Genomic DNA, 18,254 nt, shown 5'->3' on the forward strand with positions numbered 1-18,254 from the left:
CCGACAGGCCACCGACGAGCAGGTCGGGCAGATCGCTCAGAACCACCGCCTCCGCCGGCTCGCGGACCGCGAAGACGAGCAGCACCGCCTCGGCCTGGAGCCGGCGCGCGACGAACGCGAGAGTCAGGGCCGACGCCTGATCGAGCCACTGCAGATCGTCGACGATGCAGACGAGCGGCTGCTGCTGCGCCGAATCGGCGAGCAGGCTGAGCGCGGCGAGCCCCACCATGAACCGGTCGGGCGCCCCGCCCGAACGCAGGCCGAAGGCCCGTGCGAGCGCCTCCTGCTGCGGCTCCGGGAGGGCGTCGATGCCGCCGAGGAGCGGTCCGCACAGCAGGTGCAGTCCGGCGTATGAGAGCTCCATCTCGGATTGCACTCCGGCGACCCTGAGGACGCGGCATCCATCGGCATTCGACTGCACGTGTTCCAGTAGGGCGGTCTTGCCGATCCCGGCCTCGCCCCGCAGCACCATGGCCGCACTCGTCCCCGCCTTGACACCCGCCAGCAGGTCGTCAAGGACCTGACACTCTCGCTCTCGCCCGAGCAGTTCGACGCCTGAACCGCCAAGAGTCACCGTGGCCTCCCGGCGGGAGCCTACACCCGCCGTTCCGGCCGCCACCGCGGCGCTGCGCCCGGCCGGCGCCGCGCGGCCGGCCGGGCGAGGGGGCCTCGACTGCCGCACGAGGCTCGCCTCGGCGGCGACTTCGATGACATGGACGACCATCGACGACTCCGACAGCAGGCCGAGGTGGCCGGCGTCGTACTCCGAGATGGTCGATCCGGCGCGCTCGGCCATCGCCCGCTGCGCGCTGGGCGGGATGATCTGGTCCTTCAGCCCGAGCAGATACCAGGAGGGGATCGACTTCCACGCGGGCTCGCGCGAACCCTCGACGAGTGCCCCGAACGCGGCGGGCCGCTGTGTCGCGTAGACGAGCGCCTTCTCCTCGGCGCTGAGGCCGGCGGCGAACGGACCGGCCACCGCCGACTCCTTGAGGTACACCGCGCTGTCGGGCACCGGCGGCAGCTGCGGCGGCACGAGGTCGAAGACCGTCGTCGGGTCCGGCGCCGCGAGCGCCGAGTCCCGACCGGCCAGCTGGAACGCGGACTCGCCCTCGTCGGGCGCGAAGGCGTTGACGTAGACGAGCGCCGTCACGTTCGCGAGCCCGGTCGCGGCGTTGGTGATCACGGCGCCGCCGTAGGAATGGGCGACGAGCACCACGGGGCCGTCGACCGTCTCGAGGAACGCGCGCACGACGGCAGCGTCGCCCGCGAGCGACCGCAGCTCGTTCGGCACGCCGCGGACGACGAAGCCGTCCTGCTGGAGCCGCGCCGCGACTTTCGTCCAGCTCGAGGCGTCCGCCCACGAGCCGTGGACGAGGACGATCGTGGGCCGTGCATCGCTCTGCGGCGACGGGGTGGAGGTGGTGGACATGATGATCTCCGTTCGTTTGATTGCTGCCCCTACGAGGACGACCAGATCGCGGCCGAGGGCGTGACACCCCGTGCGCCCCGGGGTGGCCCCGCGTACCCCACGTGGGACGACCCTCTCGACTACGTGACCACGTGGCGCGATGCCCACAGCGCCGGGAAGAGGCTGATGCCGACATCACCCAGCCATCCGAGGAGGAAGGTCATGCTGTCATCCGGCGTCGAGGCTCCCCCTCCATCCACGTCGAAGACCGACGACGACGACGCGGCGCCGCTCGCCCTCGAGGACGAGTGGTGCGCGCTCGAGGTGTTCCTGAGCCAGCGCGCTCGGCTGCTGCGCATCGCCTGCGGGATCACCCGCGACTTCGCCCGGGCCGAGGACTGCGTGCAGGAGGCATGGCTGCGGTGGCAGCTCGCAGACCGCAGCGGCATCGAGAATGCGCCGGCGTTCCTCGCCACGACGGTCACCCACATCGCCATCAACCTCATCCAGACCGCGCGGCACCGACACGAGACTCCGTCTGACTCCCTGCCCGACACCCTCGTCGACGATTCCCATGACCCCGCCGTCCAGGCCGAGCAGGGCGTCGTCGCCGCCGAGGTCCTGAGCGTGCTGATGGCGCGGCTCTCGCCCGCCCAACTCACCGCCTACGTGCTGCGCAAGGGGTTCGACTACGCGTACGCCGACATCGCCCGCCTGCTGCGCACCAGCGTGCCCAACGCGCGACAGCTCATCCGCCGCGCGCAGGCGCACATCGTCGGGCCACGTGACCGGCCGGTCGTCGCGAGCGCGCCCCGGCAGCTGGTCGAGGCGTTCCTCCTCGCCGCCCGCGCCGGCGACTTCAGCCGCCTGGAGGACCTCCTGACGAAGGGCGTCAGCCACGCCGGCTGACGACATTCGCCACCGGAACGTGTCACAGACGTCACGCGTATCCGGTCAACACTGATGCAGGCCGCTCCTTGCCCGCCCGGGACGCCTCCGGACGGGCAAGGAGCTCTGATCGCGAAGGATGGGAGCACGAAGATGAGCACCGCACCACCCACCGGGCCCGAAGACATCGCGCTCGCCGACGAGCCGTCCGCGGAAGCGGACTTCGAGATCGCCGTGCACCGCGATGAAGCGCGGCACGAGTACCTCGCCCTCGAGTCCGACGTCGAGGTGGCCACCGTCCAGTACACCGAGGCGGAGGGGCGCGTGGTGCTGCTCACCACGACGGTCGTTCCCGCGTTCCGCGGACGAGGCATCGGCGATGAGCTCATCGGCTACGTGCTCGACGACCTCCGGGATCGGGGAGCACGCATCACGGTGCTCTGCCCGGTGGTGCGCGCCTTCGTCGCGATGCACGACGAGTACCAGGAGATGCTCGACCCCGAACGACCCGACTTCTAGGGCGGCGGCTGCTCGAACACCTCCACCGTGTCGTCGTGGAACCGGAAGTCGACGCTGCTCCCGTCGGGCAGCCAACGGCCGAAGTCGTCCCCCTCCGAGTCGACGCTGAGGGTCAGTGAGACCTCCTTGCCCGGCGGCGCGCACTTGCTCGAGAACCTGCCGCTCGCGGCGAGGTCCCACACGGTGAAGCAGACCCTGCCCGCGCTGTTCACGGCAGACCACACCGCGACATCGTGATACCGCTCGAACTCGCGGAGCGTGGAGACGTCCACGCCCATCCCCTGCGCGTTCAGCACGCGGGTGATGTCGCTGCCGGCCCCGTCACCGACCTGCCGCAGCGTCACGTCGGGACGCGCCGCGAGGCTCCACTCGGCGGCCGCGATGGCGATGCCGGCGACGACCACCGCTCCCGCGACGATCCACGCCCGCACCGGACGCCTCCGCGTGGCGTTCTGCAGCGGCTCGCTCGCCGCCGCGGCAGCGTCGGCATTGGCCTCGATCGAACGGGCCCGCGCGGCGGCGGTCGCATGGTGAGCGGCTTCGAGATGAACGGCCTCGAGCTCGGCCAGCCGCACCATCGCCGCCGGATCCGTCGCGATGTCGGCGTCGGGGCCGTACGCGCGTGCGCGCAGCGCGGCCAGCTCGCGTTCGGTGTCTGACGGGCGCGGGCTTCCTTCCGTGAGTCCGGGCGATTCGGGATCGGGGCCCGGTGCGGACGACCTTCCATCCACGGCCTCAACGTACCCCCGCGCGCGGTGAAAAGGGCGTCGTCGCTGGAACGGATGCTGCGGCCCGCAGCATCCCTGTCTCGCGAGTGCGATCTCGTCACGTGCGACGCCGAGGGCGCCAGGCTGGATCGCGGGTGAGGCGCGGGACTAGCGTCTTGCTCGAGCGATCCCACACACCTGCGGAGGCATCCGATGCTGAACGACGTCGCCGAGGGCGTTCTCACCCACGAGAGCGAGTTCATCCAGACCCAGACGACCGTCGTGCACGGGCGCGACGGGGTCCTCCTGGTCGACCCCGGGATCACGCACGCCGAGCTCGCGGACCTCGCGCACGATCTCGACGAGCTCGGCCGGCCGGTCGTGGCGGCCTTCTCGACCCACCCCGACTGGGACCACGTGCTGTGGCACCCGGGCTTCGGAGAAGCGCCGCGTTACGGCACCGCCCGGGGCGCAGCATCCATCCGCGAACTGCTCTCGATGCCGGACTGGAAGGAGCAGATCGCCGAAGGGCTACCGCCGGAGTACGCCGACGACATCCCGATGGAGCTGCTCGGCCACATCACCGGCCTTCCAGCGGGGACCACGCATCTCCCGTGGGACGGTCCGGCGGTGCGCATCCTCGAGCACCGCGCGCATGCGCCCGGGCACGCCGCGCTGCTCGTCGAAGAAAGCGGGGTCCTCATCGCGGGCGACATGCTCTCCGACATCCTGATGCCGTTCCTCGATCTGCAGGCGGACGACCCGATCGGCGACTACCTCGCCGCGCTCGACCTGTTCGAGAGCGTCGCTGACGACGTCGTCGCCGTGATCCCGGGTCACGGATCGGTCGGCGGCCCCGGCCGGCTGCGTCCCCGCATCGCCCAGGATCGCGCCTACGTCGAGGCCATGCGCGATGGCCGCACTCCCGACGATCCGCGCATCGGCCCGAACGCCCCGCTGGACTGGCTCGTCGACGTCCACGACTGGCAGGTGCAGGCGATCGCCGAGCGGCGCTGACAGCTTCGACCCTGAGCACCCGGCGTCCGAGCCCGGATGGCGTCAGGGTCGCGGGTCGGTGGCGAGCATCGACATCAGGATCGAGTCGACCCATTCGCCGTCCCACAGCATCGCATCGCGGGCCCGGCCTTCGACGACGAAGCCGATCTTCTCGTACGAGCGCTGCGCGCCGGGGTTGAAGCTGAAGACGTCGAGCGAGATGCGGTGCAGGCCCACGGCGTCGAACCCCCACTCGACGACGGCCCGGCCGGCCTCCGTGCCGTAGCCCTGCCCGCGCACACCGCTCGAGGCGAGCCCGATGCGGTAGTTCATCGCGAGGTTGTCGTGGTCGAGGTCGTTGAGCACGATCTCGCCGAGGTAGGCGCCCGACGCGTCGAGGATGGCGAAGTCCGCGCGGTCGTCGGCGCCGACGAGCCGCTCGAGGTGTGCGAGCACCTGCTCGCGGATGAACTCCGTGCGGGTGCCCGTGAGCTTCATCGCCTCCGCGTCCTGCAAGGCGACCATCACGTCGTCGAGGTATTCGGGGCCGTGCTGCACGAGGGTCAGTCGCGGCGTGCGCAGAACGGGCTGGGCGGCGAGGACTTCGGCGATCGACACCGGTTCAGGCTACCGACCGGACCGCGCAGCGCGACACGGCCCCAGACCGCGCTCGGCGGGTGCACAATCAAGCCATGGGACGCGTCACGTGGACCCAGGGGGCACGTTTCGAAGCTGCCGCGATGCGAGTCGAGCGGCGGCTGCATCGTGACGGGGTGGTCGAAGCGCGACGCTTCGCGGTGCGCACCGAGGCGCGCGCGATCGTCGTCGCCGCTCTCGCCTTCGGTATCGGGCTCGCCGGCGGAGCCCTCGGGTTCTGGGGTCGCGCCGCACCCGTGTGGGCGGGGGCCTCGGTCGGGGCTGCGGGCATCGTGGTCGCAGCATCCGTCACCCTCGCCGCCGCGTCGGTGAGCTACCGGCTCGCCGCGCGCGATCCGCGGCAGGCGTGGCTGAACGGCGTCGCACGCTCGCGACGGCGGTGGATGACGGCGGCGCTGGCGATCTCGCTCGCGGCGGTGTTCGGGCTGGCGCAATGGATGCTGTTCCACGCGGCGTCGCTCATCTGGCCGGGCGCCCTGGTCGACACGATGACGGCGTCGATGATCGTGGCGCTGGTCGCCGGTGCGAGCGGGTACACGGCGTTCGCGCTCGCGGCCCATGTCACGGCGACCCGGCTCGTGCTGCTGCTGTTCGCCGTGGTGGCGACCGGATTCACCGTGAGCGTCGCAACCACCCAGGACGACGAGTGGTACCGGCTCAACTTCAGCGAACTCGGCGGCCGTGGCGGGGTCACGTCGGCGGTCTTCAACGTGACGCTGATCCTCGCGGGCGGCGTGACGGCGCTGCTCGCGATGTACCTCCTGACGAGCCTCGAGGCGTGGGCGCGCACCGAGTCGCGGGTGACGCGCGCCAGCGCGCTCATCGTCTACGGCGTGTTCCTCACGCTCGCGGCGTGCTTCATCGGCGCGGCGCTGGTGCCCGTCACCTTCAGCCAGGTGGGGCACAACATCTTCGCGATCGGCATGGCCGTCGTCTTCGGCGCCTTCCTGCTCGGCCTCCGGTGGGTGCTGCCGTGCCTGCGCTGGCCGATCATCGCCCTGGCGCTCGCGGTGGCGGCGGGCATCTTCTTCTCGGCGAGCCTGTTCTGGGTCGGCTACTACACCCTCGCCACCCACGAGATGGTCTGCGCCGGCCTGGTGGTCGGGTGGCTGCTGCTGTTCACGCGCACCCTCGCGACGGCCGAGCGCGCCGATTCGGCGGCGGCGGAGACGGATGCTGCGGCCTGACTCGGCCGGAATCACGACCCGCTCAGGGCGACACGGGTGGCTCTGCGACACCCGGCGCAGCAGTGAGCGCGGGTTCAGCTTCGAAGGCCGCGTCCCTCGGCGCCACGGCGATGATCACGACGGCTTCCATCGCGAGGACGACGAGGCTCCCGTGGGGCCAATAGCCCAGGGCGATCGTGCCGATCGCGACGAGGATGAACGTGAAGCCCAGAAGGGTGCGGAGCCCGAGCCGCCATCTCGGACCCGCCGTGGCCGCCGCCGCCACGCCGAACGCGCATGCCACGAAGAGGAGCACGCCCTCGGCGCCCCACAAGAAGTGCAAGGGCGCCGAGCGCGGGGTACTCAGATAGCTCACGGCGCAGAGCGGCCCACCGGCGATGATGAGCCACGCCATGACCGTGCCACCCCATCCCGCACGACGGAGGTCGGGGAGCAGAGCGAGGCCGATGGCCAGGAACGAGAATCCCGCGAGTGTCCCGTAGGTGATGTACGGGTCGTCTGCCCACTGATTCGCGGCGAAGTAGACGCGACTTCGAAGAACCCAGACATACGCCGGGGAGCCGAACGCCGTCGCAACCAGCGGCAAGGTCAGAGCGGCCCAGACACCGCCCACCACCGCCAGCGCCAGTCGCCACCACCTCGTCCGGTCCGCGAAGGACCGACGCACCCCAGCGTCCATGCGCCCATTCACCACCCACCGAGGGCGATTTCGCAAGGGGCGCGCTCGCGAGCGGCGCCCCGGCGCGACGGCGGACCGCGCGTAACCGCACGGGTCCGCGCCAAGATGGGAGCGTGCCTTCGACCTTCATCCTGGTGACCGAGACGCCGCTCTCGGCGGAGGCCATCTTCGATCTGTCGCTCGACATCGACGCGCACGTCGCGTCGATGTCTCAGTCAGCCGAGCGGGCGGTGGACGGCATCGTGACGGGCCGGATCGGTCTCGGTGAGACGGTGACGTGGCGAGCCCGCCACTTCGGGATCTGGTGGACGACGACGTCGCAGATCACGGCACTCGACAGACCAACGCGTTTCGTCGATGAGCAAGTGCGCGGACCGTTCAAGAAGTTCGTCCACGAGCACCGGTTCGAATCGATCGCGAGCGGGTGCCGCATGACCGACACCATCACCGTCGCCTCGCCCATCTTCGGCGCCCTCGCTGAACGAGTCGTGCTCGTCCCGTACCTTCGCAGACTCATCGCGAGGCGGAACGCCCACCTTCTCGCGACTCGCTAGCTCGCGGCGTTCTCGTCGTACGTTCCGCTGGCGGCGGAGCGGAAGATCTCGACGGTCCCGGCGGGAGCACGAGCCGCGACGACGACCGCGAGAATGCCGAGCCCCAGCGTGCCCGCCAGGAAGCCAAGGGTCCCGGTGGCGGCGAGCAGCCCCGGCGCCTGCAGCAACGCCTCGGGAGCGGCGATCCCCACGACCTGGGGCACGACCCACAGCACCACCTGGCCGGCGAGCACCCACAGGGGCGCCCAGTTCCACGGCCTCGGGACGGTTCCCGCCCGGCCGATCTGCACCGCGGCGATCAGCCCGGCGATGACCGGGAGCGCCAGCGACAGGTACCACCAGAACAGCCAGTCGTTCGCCTCCGCCAGGGTCTGCGGCCCCGGTGCGATCAGGCCGACGACCGTGTGGATCGGTGGCCACACGGCGACGATCGCCATCGCGGCCAGGCCCAGCGGCTTGCGCGCGACGACGCTCGCGTCGCGGCTGGCGCCTATCGCGAACACGAGCACCGCGGCCGCCCAGAGCAGGTCCGCGACGAGGGTCAGCGCGCCGCCTCCCGGCATCCCGAGCATCGAGCCGCGAATGATCCCGATGACGCCGCACGCGATGAGTCCGATCCCGCCGACCCGCCACGTCGTTCTGCGTCCCTGCACGTTCACACGCTATCGGGAGCCGCCGTCGGGACCGCGACGGGACGCGGGGTAGGCTCCGGATGCCGGCCGAGGACGAGAGGTGTGCGATGAAGAGGCGACAGCGCCTGCATGCGGGGGTTGTCCTGCTGCTCGCGACCGTCGCGGTCGCCGGATGCTCCACCGTTCCCGAGCCACCCGACGCGCTCGGCGAGAACTACCCCGGCACATGCATGCCGGGCGAGCTCTCGTGGCCCACCGACTTCCTGGACGGGCTGGCCGGCGAATCCCCTGCGATCGGCGGCACCATCGTCGGTCTGCGCCTCGAGTACGTCGATTCCGCGTGGGTATGGCGTCTTCGGAGCGCCGCCACCAGGGAGGATCTGGCCGGCGACCGCGTCGACGATCCGAGCTACGGCAAAGAGTCGATCGTCGACGTCAGGACGTTGGAAGTCCGCGCCAGTCATGACATAGAACTCACCGAGGCGGAACAAAGGATGCCGGGAACCAGCGCCTTCGCGGCCGCCCAGCTCTCTGGCGAGCAGTGGCCGAGCCCTCTCATCATCGAGATGTCCCGTGTCATGGACCACGGCTCGCCGGCGTGGCGGATCACGACGTGCGACACCGCCACCAACGAGCACTCCGTGATCACGGTGGGCTGACCCTGGCGCCGCACCTCACCGAATTTCGGCGCCGATGTAGAGAACGACGATTCGGTTCCGTCTCCTATCTGAAGCGGCCAGAATGGGCCGCACTGAACGGGAGACTCTCATGGCCAAGTATCTGATGCTCAAGCACTACCGGAGCGGTCGCACCTCGGTGAACTCGGTGCCGATGGACCAGCTCACCCCCGAGGAATGGGCCGCCCACGTGCAGTACATGCAAGACATGGAGCAGCGCCTCATCGCGTCGGGCGAGCTGGTCTCGTCCGAGGGACTCTCGATGGATGGGGCGTGGGTACGCTTCGACGGCGAAGGGCGCCCGCCGGTCGTCGACGGCCCGTTCGCCGAGACGAAGGACCTCATCGCCGGCTGGATGATGATCGAGGTCGACTCCTACCAGCGCGCGCTCGACCTCGCCTCCGAGCTGTCGGCGGCGCCGTGGGCCGGTGGCACTCCACTCGGCGAGTGGCTCGAGCTTCGCGAGGTGATGAGCGCGCCGCCCGCCGAGGTCGGATGACCGAGACGGATGCTGCGGCCCTCCGCCGCGCGATCCCCGAGGTCGTCGGCATCCTCGTCCGGCGCGGCGCAGATTTCGCGTCGGCCGAGGACGCCGTGCAGAACGCCCTGGTGCGTGCGCTCGAGCGACCCGCGATCGAGGGAGTCCGCGACATCCGTGCGTGGCTCGTCACCGTCGCGTGGCGCGCGTTCCTCGATCAGGTGCGCAGCGACACGGCCCGCACCGCCCGCGAGGACCGGCTCGCGCAGGAGCCCGAACCGGGACCCGTGCCGCAACACGACGACACGCTCGGGCTCTACTTCCTCTGCACCCACCCGGCGCTGACGCAGACCTCGGCGATCGCGCTCACGCTGCGGGCGGTCGCAGGACTCACGACCCGGCAGATCGCGGATGCGTTCCTCGTGCCGGAGGCGACGATGGCGCAGCGCATCAGTCGCGCGAAGCAGCGGCTCGCGGGCATCCCGCTCGACCAGCCGGGCGATCTGTCCCGCGTGATGCGCGTGCTCTACCTGCTCTTCAACGAGGGCTACTCCGGCGAGATCGACATCGCCGCCGAGGCGATCCGGGTGACGCGGCAGCTCGCCGCGCTCACCGACGAACCCGAGGTGGCCGGCCTTCTCGCACTCATGCTGCTGCACCATGCGCGACAGCCGGCCCGCGTGGTCGGCGGGCGTCTGGTGCCGCTCGCCGAGCAGGACCGCGCCCTCTGGGACGTCGACGCGATCACCGAGGGCGTCGCCATCCTGCAGCCGGCTCTGGCCCGCGATTGCCTCGGGCAGTACCAGGCCCAGGCCGCGATCGCGGCGCTGCACGCCGATGCCCCGGCGGCCGACGAGACCGACTGGGTGCAGATCGTGGAGTGGTACGACGAGCTGCTCGCCTTGGGCGACTCGCCGGTCATCCGTCTGAATCGCGCGGTCGCCGTGGGCGAGGCCGACGGTCCGCGCGCGGGCCTCGTCGCCCTCGACACCGTCGGCGAAGACGTGCCGCGGTACCACGCCGCGCTCGCCTATCTCCACGAACGGGAGGGCGAGACGGATGCTGCGGCCGCCGAATACGCGGAAGCAGCCCGCCGTGCGACCAGCACGCTGGAACAGCAGCACCTGCTCCGCCAGGCGGAGCGCCTGCGTCAGACGCCGCGGTAGGCGCGCACCATCGGGCAGTCGAACGGGTCGCGTGCGGCGAGGCCGACGCGGTTGAGGTAGGCGATGACGATGCCGTACGAGCGCCACAGCGTCGTCTCGGTGTAGGGCACGCCGAGGGCGCGGCACTGGTCCATCACGATCTCGCGAGCGCGCGCGAGGTGCGGGCGGGGCATGTTGGGGAACAGGTGGTGCTCGATCTGGTAGTTGAGCCCGCCCATCAGCAGGGACGCCCACCAGCCGCCGCTGATGTTGCGCGAGGTGCGCACCTGCTTGCTGAAGAAGTCGAGCTTCGCGTCCTTGGCGATGATCGCCATGCCCTTGTGGTTCGGCGCGAACGAGGCGCCCATGTACACGCCGAACACGGCCAGCTGCACGCCGAGGAACGCGAACGCCATGCCCACCGGCAGGAAGATGAACACCGGCGTCAGGATCACGGCGAAGCGCACGGCGATGAGCGAGAGCTCGATCCAGCGGTCCTTGACGCCTTCACGCGAGAACAGGTGCCGGAACGCGTGCGCGTGCAGGTTCAGGCCCTCGAGCGTGAGCAGCGGGAAGAAGAGCCACCCCTGCTTGCGCGTCACCAGAGCGCGCCAGCGACCTGCGGACGCGGCATCCGTCTCCAGAAAAGAGATCGTGTCGATCTCGATGTCGGGATCCTTGCCCACCCGGTTGGGGTTCGCGTGGTGGCGGTTGTGCTTGTTGTTCCACCAGGAGAGGCTGATGCCCACGATGCCGGCGGCGAGGAACCGGGCGAGCCGGTCGTTCGCGGGGCCGGAGGCGAGGATCTGCTTGTGCGCCGCCTCGTGTGCGAGGAACGCGACCTGCGTGAAGAGGATTCCGAGGGCTCCGGCCATCAGGAGCTGGTACCAGGTCTGGCCGAGCAGGACGAAGCCGGTGATGACACCGCCGAACCCCAGAAGAAGGACGAAGCCGACGAGGGCGTAGAACCACTCGGCACGGCGGAGCAGGCCCGTCTCACGGACGACCTGCGACACCTCGGTGTACGCGCGCGTCATCGGCGGGAACTCAGCGGTGCCGGCGTACGTCTGGCGGATGGGACCGAGCCGGGACTCGACAGTGGTGGAGGAGATGATGCACCAGTTCCGGTGGGGACCGTTCGGCCGGGTGAAGCCAGAGGCGGTTGCCCATCGCTGCCCCCAGGCTACGTCGGCCCACATGTGGCTCAGGGAATACCTCCCGTCTTCCAGGGTGACCCTCAGGTGAACAAAACGCCCGCCCCGGCCGAAGCCGGAGCGGGCGCCTGTGAACGCGGGAGCGTCAGAGCGGGCGGATGTTCGCCGCCTGCATGCCCTTGGGGCCCTGCTCGGCGTCGAACTCCACCTTCTGGTCTTCGCGGAGCTCCTTGAAACCGCTGCCTGCGATCGCGCTGAAGTGTGCGAAGAGATCGGCCGAGCCGTCATCGGGAGCGATGAAGCCGTAGCCCTTCTCGGAGTTGAACCATTTCACGGTGCCAGTGGCCATCGTGTCTTTCCTATTCTTCGGGCCGCCGGAGCGACCGGGGGTGCCGCGCCGACGAATGCGGTGCGGACGATCGGTGACCGGTGCCGGTGCCGACAGCGGTGTGGAGACGGATGCTGCGACCGCCGCGCGCGCGTGATCCTGCGTGGCGTGAAGACCGAGGTCCTCACCGCGGGGTCCGTGCGCGCGGAATCCGCGCGGCGTCGTGTCGATGAACCCAGCGTATTCGTCAGCGCGGGTTGCGACATAGACATCGGCGTCGGCCTGTCGCCAGGCGATTGCCGGTGAAGGGGAGTGCATGATCAGTTTTTCGTTCTGGCGCGAAGCGATGAAGGCGTTCGCGCGGCGGCGTGCAGAAGCCGCGGGAAGGATGAGGCGTTCAGAGCTGCGTCTCTACGTTGAGGCAGAGAGGTGAACGCTGGGTTCCCGGTAGGGAACTCGCAACTCTATCATGCGTTCCGCGGAATACCGAAACCGGGGTAGCCGGGTGAGCGCGTGAGGGATACGGTCGCGGTGTCGTCTGATTCCGGTGCACAGAGGCGGTGGCGCCATCTCCAGGACATCCACGTCCACCCTGCCGAGTCCCCGCAGGGTGCAGGGCACGTACTACACGCTCATGCTCGGCAACACCCTCGCCGCGTCGCTGATCTGGGGCGTCAACACGCTGTTCCTCCTCGACGCCGGACTCTCCAACCTCGAGGCGTTCGCCGCGAACGCCTTCTTCAGCGCCGGGATGCTGATCTTCGAGATCCCCACGGGTGTCGTCGCCGACACCGTGGGCCGCCGGGCGTCGTATCTGCTCGGCACGGTCACGCTGGCGGTCACGACGGTGCTGTATTGGATGCTGTGGCTCTGGCAGTCGCCCTTCTGGGCGTGGGCGATCGTCTCGATGCTGCTCGGGCTCGGCTTCACGTTCTTCTCGGGGGCGGTCGATGCGTGGCTCGTCGATGCGCTGAAGGCGACGTCGTATCAGGGCAGCCTCGAGACGGTGTTCGGCCGGGCGCAGATCGTGGGCGGGGTCGCGATGCTGTCGGGTTCGGTGCTCGGCGGTGTCATCGCCCAGGTGACGAACCTCGGCGTGCCGTTCCTCCTTCGAGGCGCCATCCTGCTGCTGATGTTCGTGGTCGCGGCGCTGCTGATGCGCGACCTCGGCTTCACACCCGACAGGAGCGAGAATCCGCTGCGCGCGACGCGCACCGTGCTGCGCGCCTCGATCCGGTACGGGCTGGGCGACCCGCCCGTGCGGTGGCTGATGCTCGCGAGCCCGTTCACGGCGGGGGTCGGCATCTACGTGTTCTACGCGCTGCAGCCGTACCTGCTCGAACTCTGGGGCGACGAAGAGGCTTACACCGTCGCCGGACTCGCGGCCGCGCTGGTCTCGGGCACCGCGATCATCGGCGGCGCCATCGCCCCGTGGGTGCGCAAGCTCTTCCGCCGGCGCACCTCGACGATCCTGCTGGCGACGGTAACCAGCGCGGTCGTGCTGGTCGGGATCGGGCTGGTGCGCAACTTCTGGGTCGCCGTCGTGCTCGTCGCGCTGTGGGGCATCGCGTCGGCGATCGACGACCCCGTGCATCGCGCGTACCTCAACGACATGATCCCGTCGAAGCAGCGTGCGACCGTGCTCTCGTTCGACTCGCTGATGGGTTCTGCGGGCGGCGTCGTCGTTCAGCCCGTGCTGGGCCGCGTGGCGGACGTCGGCGGGTACGGCGCCTCGCTCGTCTGGAGCGGCGTCTTCTCCGCAGTCGCCGTCCCCTTCGTGCTGCTGAGCCGTGCGCAGAAGCCCGCCGCCGACACCGCCCGCGAGGTCACCCCTCAGATCCCTGAGTAGGCCCGGACGGGGTGAGTGGCAGGGCCTCCCACGGCGCGGACCCCGTGCCTACCGTGGAAGCATGAGCGTTCCGAACTTCACCCTGAACAACGGCGTCGAGATCCCCGTCATCGGACTCGGGGTCTTCCAGACTCCCCCGGACGAGACCGTCGACGCGGTGACCGCAGCCCTTCGCACCGGCTACCGCCACATCGACACCGCCGCGGCCTACGGCAATGAGCGGGAGGTGGGTCGAGGCATCCGTGAATCCGGCGTCGCCCGCGAGGACGTCTTCATCGAGACCAAGGTGTGGATCAGCGACTACGGCTACGACCAGACGCTGCACGCCTTCGACAAGAGCGCCGGCAAGCTCGGCGTCGACCAGATCGACCTGCTCATCCTGCACCAGGCGTTGCCCTCCGCGTTCGACACGACCATCGCCGCGTACAAGGCGCTCGAGACGCTGCTTGCCGACGGGAAGGTGCGCGCGATCGGCGTGAGCAACTTCATGCCGGAGCACCTCGCCGAACTGCTCGCGCAGACAGAGGTGGTGCCCGCGGTGAACCAGATCGAGGTGCACCCCTACTTCCAGCAGAAGCAGGTGCAGACGCTCGACGCGGAGCACGGCATCCTCACGCAGGCCTGGTCGCCGATCGGCGGGATCACGTCCTATCGCGACTCCGACCGTCGCAGCTTCGACGAGCCGGCGCTGCTCGCGATCGGCGAGAAGTACGGAAAGTCGGCCGCGCAGGTCATGCTCCGCTGGCACATCCAGAAGGGCATCCATGTCATTCCCAAGTCGACCAAGCCCGAGCGCATCGCCGAGAACTTCGACGTGTTCGACTTCGACCTCGCCGCGGACGAGCTCGCCGAGATCGACGCGCTCGACACCGGCAAGCGAGGCGGCCCCGAGCCGGAGGCGATCACGCTCGAGGCCTTCGGCCGGGTCATCCCGGAGGCGTGATCGCAGCTGTCCGGCGAGCGTCAGCGACTGACGCTCGCCGGACATGCTGTTGACCGCCCCCGAAAGCGGGTCCAAGATGGGGACCGTTCGGCCGCGTGGGGGTTCTTTGCGCCGATCTCCCCGGGAATCTCCCAGGTCGGAAACGTCAGCTACGAGGGAGTAGAGATGTTCCGCAAGATCGCTGTCGCCGTTGTGTCCGCCGTTGTTCTCACAGGATTGGCTGCCGCCCCCAGCGTCGCGAGTCCGCCGACATCGAGCGGCGACGATCGCCTCGCGGTGTACTCGGGGACTGTCGATGCCGACGGCCTCGCCGCCATCGTGGAGCTCGGCGTCGACCGCGGCGAGATGGTCACGGTGCCGAGCGCCGGCGGATCCGGGCTCATCGACGTGCAGGTCATCCTGAGCGGCGGCCAGGTCGAGGCGCTCGCGGCGCAAGGCACCGACCTGCAGGTCCAGGCCGACCCAGCCCGTCAGCGGCGATCCTTGCAGCAGACGGACGGCGTCTTCCGGATGTACAGCGGCGACGGCGGCATCCTGGACGAGCTCATGGCACAGGCCGCCGCGAACCCCAAGATCGCCGAGTTCCGTGTCCTCGGCGAAACGGTCCAGGGCCAGCCGATCGGCGCCGTGCGGGTCACGAAGAACGTCACGAAGACGAAGGACGGCAAGAAGCCGACCACCGTATACGTCGCCGCCCAGCACGCCCGCGAGTGGATCACCCCCGAGATGGTGCGCCGGTTGCTCGATCTCTATCTGGCCGGGTACGGCACCGACGATCGCATCACGGACCTGATCGACGACACCGAGCTGTGGTTCGTTCCCGTGGCGAACCCGGACGGCTACGACTTCACGTTCCAGGACGGACAGCGGCTGTGGCGCAAGAACCTGCGCGACAACGACGGCAACGGTGAGATCACCGTCGGCGACGGCGTCGACCTGAACCGCAACTCGGCGACCCGGTGGGGTTACGACAACGAGGGTTCCTCTCCGAACCCGGCCAGCGAGACCTACCGCGGACCGTCGCCGGCGTCCGAACCAGAGACCCAGGCGATCGATGGACTGTTCGGCGCCATCACGCCCCAGTTCATGATCAACTACCACTCCGCCGCCGAACTGCTGCTGCACGGCATCGGCTGGCAGGTCTCGACGCCCTCCCCCGATGACGTGATCTACGAGGCGATGGTGGGCAATGACGAGAACCCCGCGGTCCCCGGCTACGACCCCGACATCTCGGCGGAGCTGTACACCACGAACGGCGACCTCGACTCGCACATGCAGGAGGCACACGGCACGCTGGGATTCACCCCCGAGATGTCGACGTGCGAGGACGCGGTGAACTCGGTGCCCGACGACGACTGGACCGAAGACGACTGCCAGTACCTCGGCTTCGACTTCCCCGACGACGAGGCGCTGATCCAGGCGGAGTTCGAGAAGAACGTCCCCTTCGCGCTGGCCGTCGCCGAGTCGGCGATCGACCCCGACGACCCGGTCTCGGTCGTGGGTCGCGACGCGGAGGACTTCCGTGTCGACTCGTTCGCGGTCTCGTACGGCGACCCGCAGACCGTCGCGGTCTGGGCGAAGAAGGCGCTGAAGGCCAAGAAGATGCTGTACTCGATCAACGGCGCACGGCCCAAGAAGGTCGACGTCACCGAGTGGGCCGGCGGCGAGCGCTACGGGGCCGAGAACACCGACTACTACGCCGAGTACCGCGGTGTCGTGACGGGCGCGAAACCGGGCGACAGCGTCGAGGTGTGGTTCACCGGCACGGCCACGGGCAAGGACACGCCGAAGGGCCAGCAGGGTGCCGGCCCCCTCGAGAGCGCGCACTTCACCTACACCGTGGCGCAGGACACCGGAAACTCGGTGCTGATCATCGCGAACGAGGACTACACCGGCGTGAACCCGACCTACCCGGCGGGCACGAATGCACCGAAGTACGTCGGCGACTACGTCGACGCGCTTCGCGCCAACGGCGTCACCCCCGACGTGTGGGACGTCGACGCGCAGGGTGTCCCGCACGACCTCGCCGTGCTGGATCACTACGACGCGGTGCTCTGGTACCTCGGCGACAACAGGCTGACGCAGGATCCCGAAGACGAGCTCACGCAGTACGGTTCGGCGCAGCTCCCCGACCTCGCGGTGGCCGAACGTCAGCAGTACCTGACGATGGCGGTGCGGGACTACCTGAACGAGGGCGGCAAGGTCGCCTACTCGGGCGAGACGACGGCGTACTACGGCCTCGGCGGCAGCACGTTCGGCGGCATCTACTACGGCCTGAACGGGCATCCCGATCAGGAGTGCGTGGTCACCACGGATCCCGGCGGCGACTGCCTGCTGCTGGCCGACGACTTCACCCAGTACTGGATGGGCGCGTACGACCGCGCTCCCCTGTCGGCTGCGGGCGTAATGGGAACCGCTGAACCGCTCGACGGTTTCCAGGCGCTCTTCGGCGGACCGGCCACGGTCGACAACCCGATCGACGAGGTCGGCGCCTTCACGCCGACGAGCGAGCGGCTCCCGGTCGCGGAGTTCCCGCAGTTCGAGAGCTGGGCAGCCGCGGACTACACGGAGGTGACGGGCAGGATCGTCGCGGTGGAGGGAGCCCTGGCGGCCGCAGCGACCCATGTCGACGACAGCTACCAGCGGTTGGGGAGGACGTTCGATCTGACCGGCATCACCGCCGCCGACGCCCCGCGGTTCGAGGCGCAGATCGCGTACGACACCGAAGAGGGCTACGACAACGTGATCGTCGAGGTGCACCAGGTCGGGTCGGAGGACTGGACGACCCTGCCCGACCTCAACGGCCGCACCTCGACCGCGGTTCCGGCGGAGTGCGAGGCCGGCTTCTACATGGGAGAGCACGCGCAGCTCGCGCACTACCTCACCTTCGGCGACCCCTGCCAACCCACGGGCACGACCGGCGCCTGGAACGCGTTCACCGGCTCGTCCGGCGGCTGGGTTCCCGTCGCGTTCGATCTCAGCGCGTACGCCGGCAAGAACATCGAGGTGGTCGTGAGCTACGTCACCGACCCGTCCACCGGCGGTGCGGGGCTCATCGTCGACGACACCAAGCTCGTCGTCAGGGGAGCGCTCACCCAGGCGGAGGGCTTCGAAGCAGGCTTCGGCGCCTGGTCGGTGCTCGGCCAGCCCGAGGGAAGCCCGGCGAACGTCAGCGACTTCGAGATCGCCGACGGCCTCGGCGACGTGGTGGCGGTGACGGCGACGCCCGACACGCTGCTCTTCGGCTTCGGTCTCGAGCAACTCGAGTCCGACGCCGCTCGCGCCGACGTCGTGGCCAGGATGCTGGCCCACTTCGCGGGATAGTCCGGGAGACGGATGCTGCGGCCCGGGGTCTCACCCCGGGGCGCAGCATCCGTCGATCCCTGCGCGGTGCGATCGATCGCACCGCCAGCTGTTCATCTTCTGTTCCATTCGGAGTCCAGCGGTCTC

The 18,254-nt window shown here is 69.6% G+C and carries 18 protein-coding genes and 1 pseudogene; 12 read left to right on the top strand and 7 right to left on the bottom strand.

Going from position 1 to position 18,254, the window contains the following annotated elements; translation table 11 throughout:
• Positions 1-133: 133 nt before the first annotated feature.
• Positions 134-1,432 (bottom strand): annotated as a pseudogene (locus ACFC1I_RS05850) (alpha/beta fold hydrolase); the annotation flags it as partial.
• A gap of 201 nt (positions 1,433-1,633) precedes the next feature.
• On the opposite strand from ACFC1I_RS05850, the gene ACFC1I_RS05855 reads away from it, so the two are divergent.
• Together ACFC1I_RS05855 and ACFC1I_RS05860 are read left to right on the top strand one after the other, a co-directional pair.
• On the top strand, positions 1,634-2,320 hold the full coding sequence (locus ACFC1I_RS05855; RefSeq protein ID WP_376006963.1) for a sigma factor-like helix-turn-helix DNA-binding protein: 687 nt from the start codon (positions 1,634-1,636) through the stop codon (positions 2,318-2,320).
• 132 nt (positions 2,321-2,452) lie between these two features.
• Positions 2,453-2,818 (top strand): GNAT family N-acetyltransferase, encoded by a 366-nt coding sequence (locus tag ACFC1I_RS05860; RefSeq protein ID WP_376006965.1) that lies wholly within the window; start codon positions 2,453-2,455, stop codon positions 2,816-2,818.
• Here ACFC1I_RS05860 and ACFC1I_RS05865 read toward each other — a convergent pair.
• Positions 2,815-3,549 carry a hypothetical protein gene (locus ACFC1I_RS05865; RefSeq protein WP_376006967.1) on the bottom strand — a complete coding sequence of 245 codons (735 nt, stop codon included), beginning with the start codon at positions 3,547-3,549 and terminating at the stop codon, positions 2,815-2,817. The genes ACFC1I_RS05860 and ACFC1I_RS05865 overlap by 4 nt on opposite strands.
• Before the next feature lie 189 nt (positions 3,550-3,738).
• On the opposite strand from ACFC1I_RS05865, the gene ACFC1I_RS05870 reads away from it, so the two are divergent.
• The gene (locus tag ACFC1I_RS05870; RefSeq protein WP_376006969.1) at positions 3,739-4,542 is read left to right on the top strand and encodes an MBL fold metallo-hydrolase; all 804 of its coding nucleotides are present in this window, start codon (positions 3,739-3,741) and stop codon (positions 4,540-4,542) included.
• 42 nt (positions 4,543-4,584) lie between these two features.
• Here ACFC1I_RS05870 and ACFC1I_RS05875 read toward each other — a convergent pair whose 3' ends face one another.
• Positions 4,585-5,139 carry a GNAT family N-acetyltransferase gene (locus tag ACFC1I_RS05875; protein WP_376006971.1) on the bottom strand — a complete coding sequence of 185 codons (555 nt, stop codon included), beginning with the start codon at positions 5,137-5,139 and terminating at the stop codon, positions 4,585-4,587.
• 74 nt (positions 5,140-5,213) lie between these two features.
• Here ACFC1I_RS05875 and ACFC1I_RS05880 point away from each other — a divergent pair, with 74 nt between their 5' ends.
• The gene (locus ACFC1I_RS05880; protein WP_376006973.1) at positions 5,214-6,365 is read left to right on the top strand and encodes a hypothetical protein; all 1,152 of its coding nucleotides are present in this window, start codon (positions 5,214-5,216) and stop codon (positions 6,363-6,365) included.
• A gap of 22 nt (positions 6,366-6,387) precedes the next feature.
• On the opposite strand, the gene ACFC1I_RS05885 is transcribed toward ACFC1I_RS05880, so the two are convergent.
• On the bottom strand, positions 6,388-7,044 hold the full coding sequence (locus ACFC1I_RS05885) for a hypothetical protein (protein ID WP_376006975.1): 657 nt from the start codon (positions 7,042-7,044) through the stop codon (positions 6,388-6,390).
• Between the two features lie 113 nt (positions 7,045-7,157).
• Between ACFC1I_RS05885 and ACFC1I_RS05890 the strand changes: the two genes are divergently transcribed.
• Positions 7,158-7,598: an SRPBCC family protein gene (locus ACFC1I_RS05890; protein WP_376006977.1), complete on the top strand. Its 441-nt coding sequence runs from the start codon at positions 7,158-7,160 to the stop codon at positions 7,596-7,598.
• On the opposite strand, the gene ACFC1I_RS05895 is transcribed toward ACFC1I_RS05890, so the two are convergent.
• On the bottom strand, positions 7,595-8,251 hold the full coding sequence (locus tag ACFC1I_RS05895) for a hypothetical protein (protein WP_376006979.1): 657 nt from the start codon (positions 8,249-8,251) through the stop codon (positions 7,595-7,597). The two genes, ACFC1I_RS05890 and ACFC1I_RS05895, sit on opposite strands and share 4 nt — an antisense overlap.
• An 86-nt stretch (positions 8,252-8,337) precedes the next feature.
• Here ACFC1I_RS05895 and ACFC1I_RS05900 point away from each other — a divergent pair, with 86 nt between their 5' ends.
• The 3 genes from ACFC1I_RS05900 to ACFC1I_RS05910 all read left to right on the top strand — a co-directional run bounded on the left by ACFC1I_RS05900 (position 8,338) and on the right by ACFC1I_RS05910 (position 10,551).
• Positions 8,338-8,889 (top strand): hypothetical protein, encoded by a 552-nt coding sequence (locus ACFC1I_RS05900; protein WP_376006981.1) that lies wholly within the window; start codon positions 8,338-8,340, stop codon positions 8,887-8,889.
• Between the two features lie 109 nt (positions 8,890-8,998).
• The gene (locus ACFC1I_RS05905; protein WP_376006982.1) at positions 8,999-9,406 is read left to right on the top strand and encodes a YciI family protein; all 408 of its coding nucleotides are present in this window, start codon (positions 8,999-9,001) and stop codon (positions 9,404-9,406) included.
• Positions 9,403-10,551, top strand: coding sequence for an RNA polymerase sigma factor (locus tag ACFC1I_RS05910; protein WP_376006984.1), 1,149 nt, complete (start codon positions 9,403-9,405; stop codon positions 10,549-10,551). Before ACFC1I_RS05905 ends, ACFC1I_RS05910 begins: the two co-directional genes overlap by 4 nt.
• On the opposite strand, the gene ACFC1I_RS05915 is transcribed toward ACFC1I_RS05910, so the two are convergent.
• Together ACFC1I_RS05915 and ACFC1I_RS05920 are read right to left on the bottom strand one after the other, a co-directional pair.
• Complete coding sequence (locus ACFC1I_RS05915; protein ID WP_376006986.1) at positions 10,536-11,729, bottom strand: fatty acid desaturase family protein; 1,194 nt, start codon at positions 11,727-11,729, stop codon at positions 10,536-10,538. The two genes, ACFC1I_RS05910 and ACFC1I_RS05915, sit on opposite strands and share 16 nt — an antisense overlap.
• Before the next feature lie 100 nt (positions 11,730-11,829).
• On the bottom strand, positions 11,830-12,033 hold the full coding sequence (locus ACFC1I_RS05920) for a cold-shock protein (RefSeq protein WP_159849084.1): 204 nt from the start codon (positions 12,031-12,033) through the stop codon (positions 11,830-11,832).
• Between the two features lie 147 nt (positions 12,034-12,180).
• Here ACFC1I_RS05920 and ACFC1I_RS05925 point away from each other — a divergent pair, with 147 nt between their 5' ends.
• From ACFC1I_RS05925 to ACFC1I_RS05940, 4 genes are all read left to right on the top strand, one after another.
• The gene (locus tag ACFC1I_RS05925; protein WP_376006989.1) at positions 12,181-12,318 is read left to right on the top strand and encodes a hypothetical protein; all 138 of its coding nucleotides are present in this window, start codon (positions 12,181-12,183) and stop codon (positions 12,316-12,318) included.
• A 304-nt stretch (positions 12,319-12,622) separates the two neighbouring features.
• On the top strand, positions 12,623-13,861 hold the full coding sequence (locus ACFC1I_RS05930) for an MFS transporter (RefSeq protein ID WP_376006991.1): 1,239 nt from the start codon (positions 12,623-12,625) through the stop codon (positions 13,859-13,861).
• Between the two features lie 61 nt (positions 13,862-13,922).
• Positions 13,923-14,804, top strand: a complete 882-nt coding sequence (locus tag ACFC1I_RS05935; RefSeq protein ID WP_376006993.1) for an aldo/keto reductase — start codon at positions 13,923-13,925, stop codon at positions 14,802-14,804.
• 216 nt (positions 14,805-15,020) lie between these two features.
• Positions 15,021-18,128 (top strand): M14 family zinc carboxypeptidase, encoded by a 3,108-nt coding sequence (locus ACFC1I_RS05940; protein WP_376006995.1) that lies wholly within the window; start codon positions 15,021-15,023, stop codon positions 18,126-18,128.
• The last annotated feature ends 126 nt before the right edge of the window (positions 18,129-18,254 follow it).

It is taken from the genome of Microbacterium sp. NPDC056044, from assembly GCF_042267145.1.
Lineage (GTDB): Bacteria > Actinomycetota > Actinomycetes > Actinomycetales > Microbacteriaceae > Microbacterium.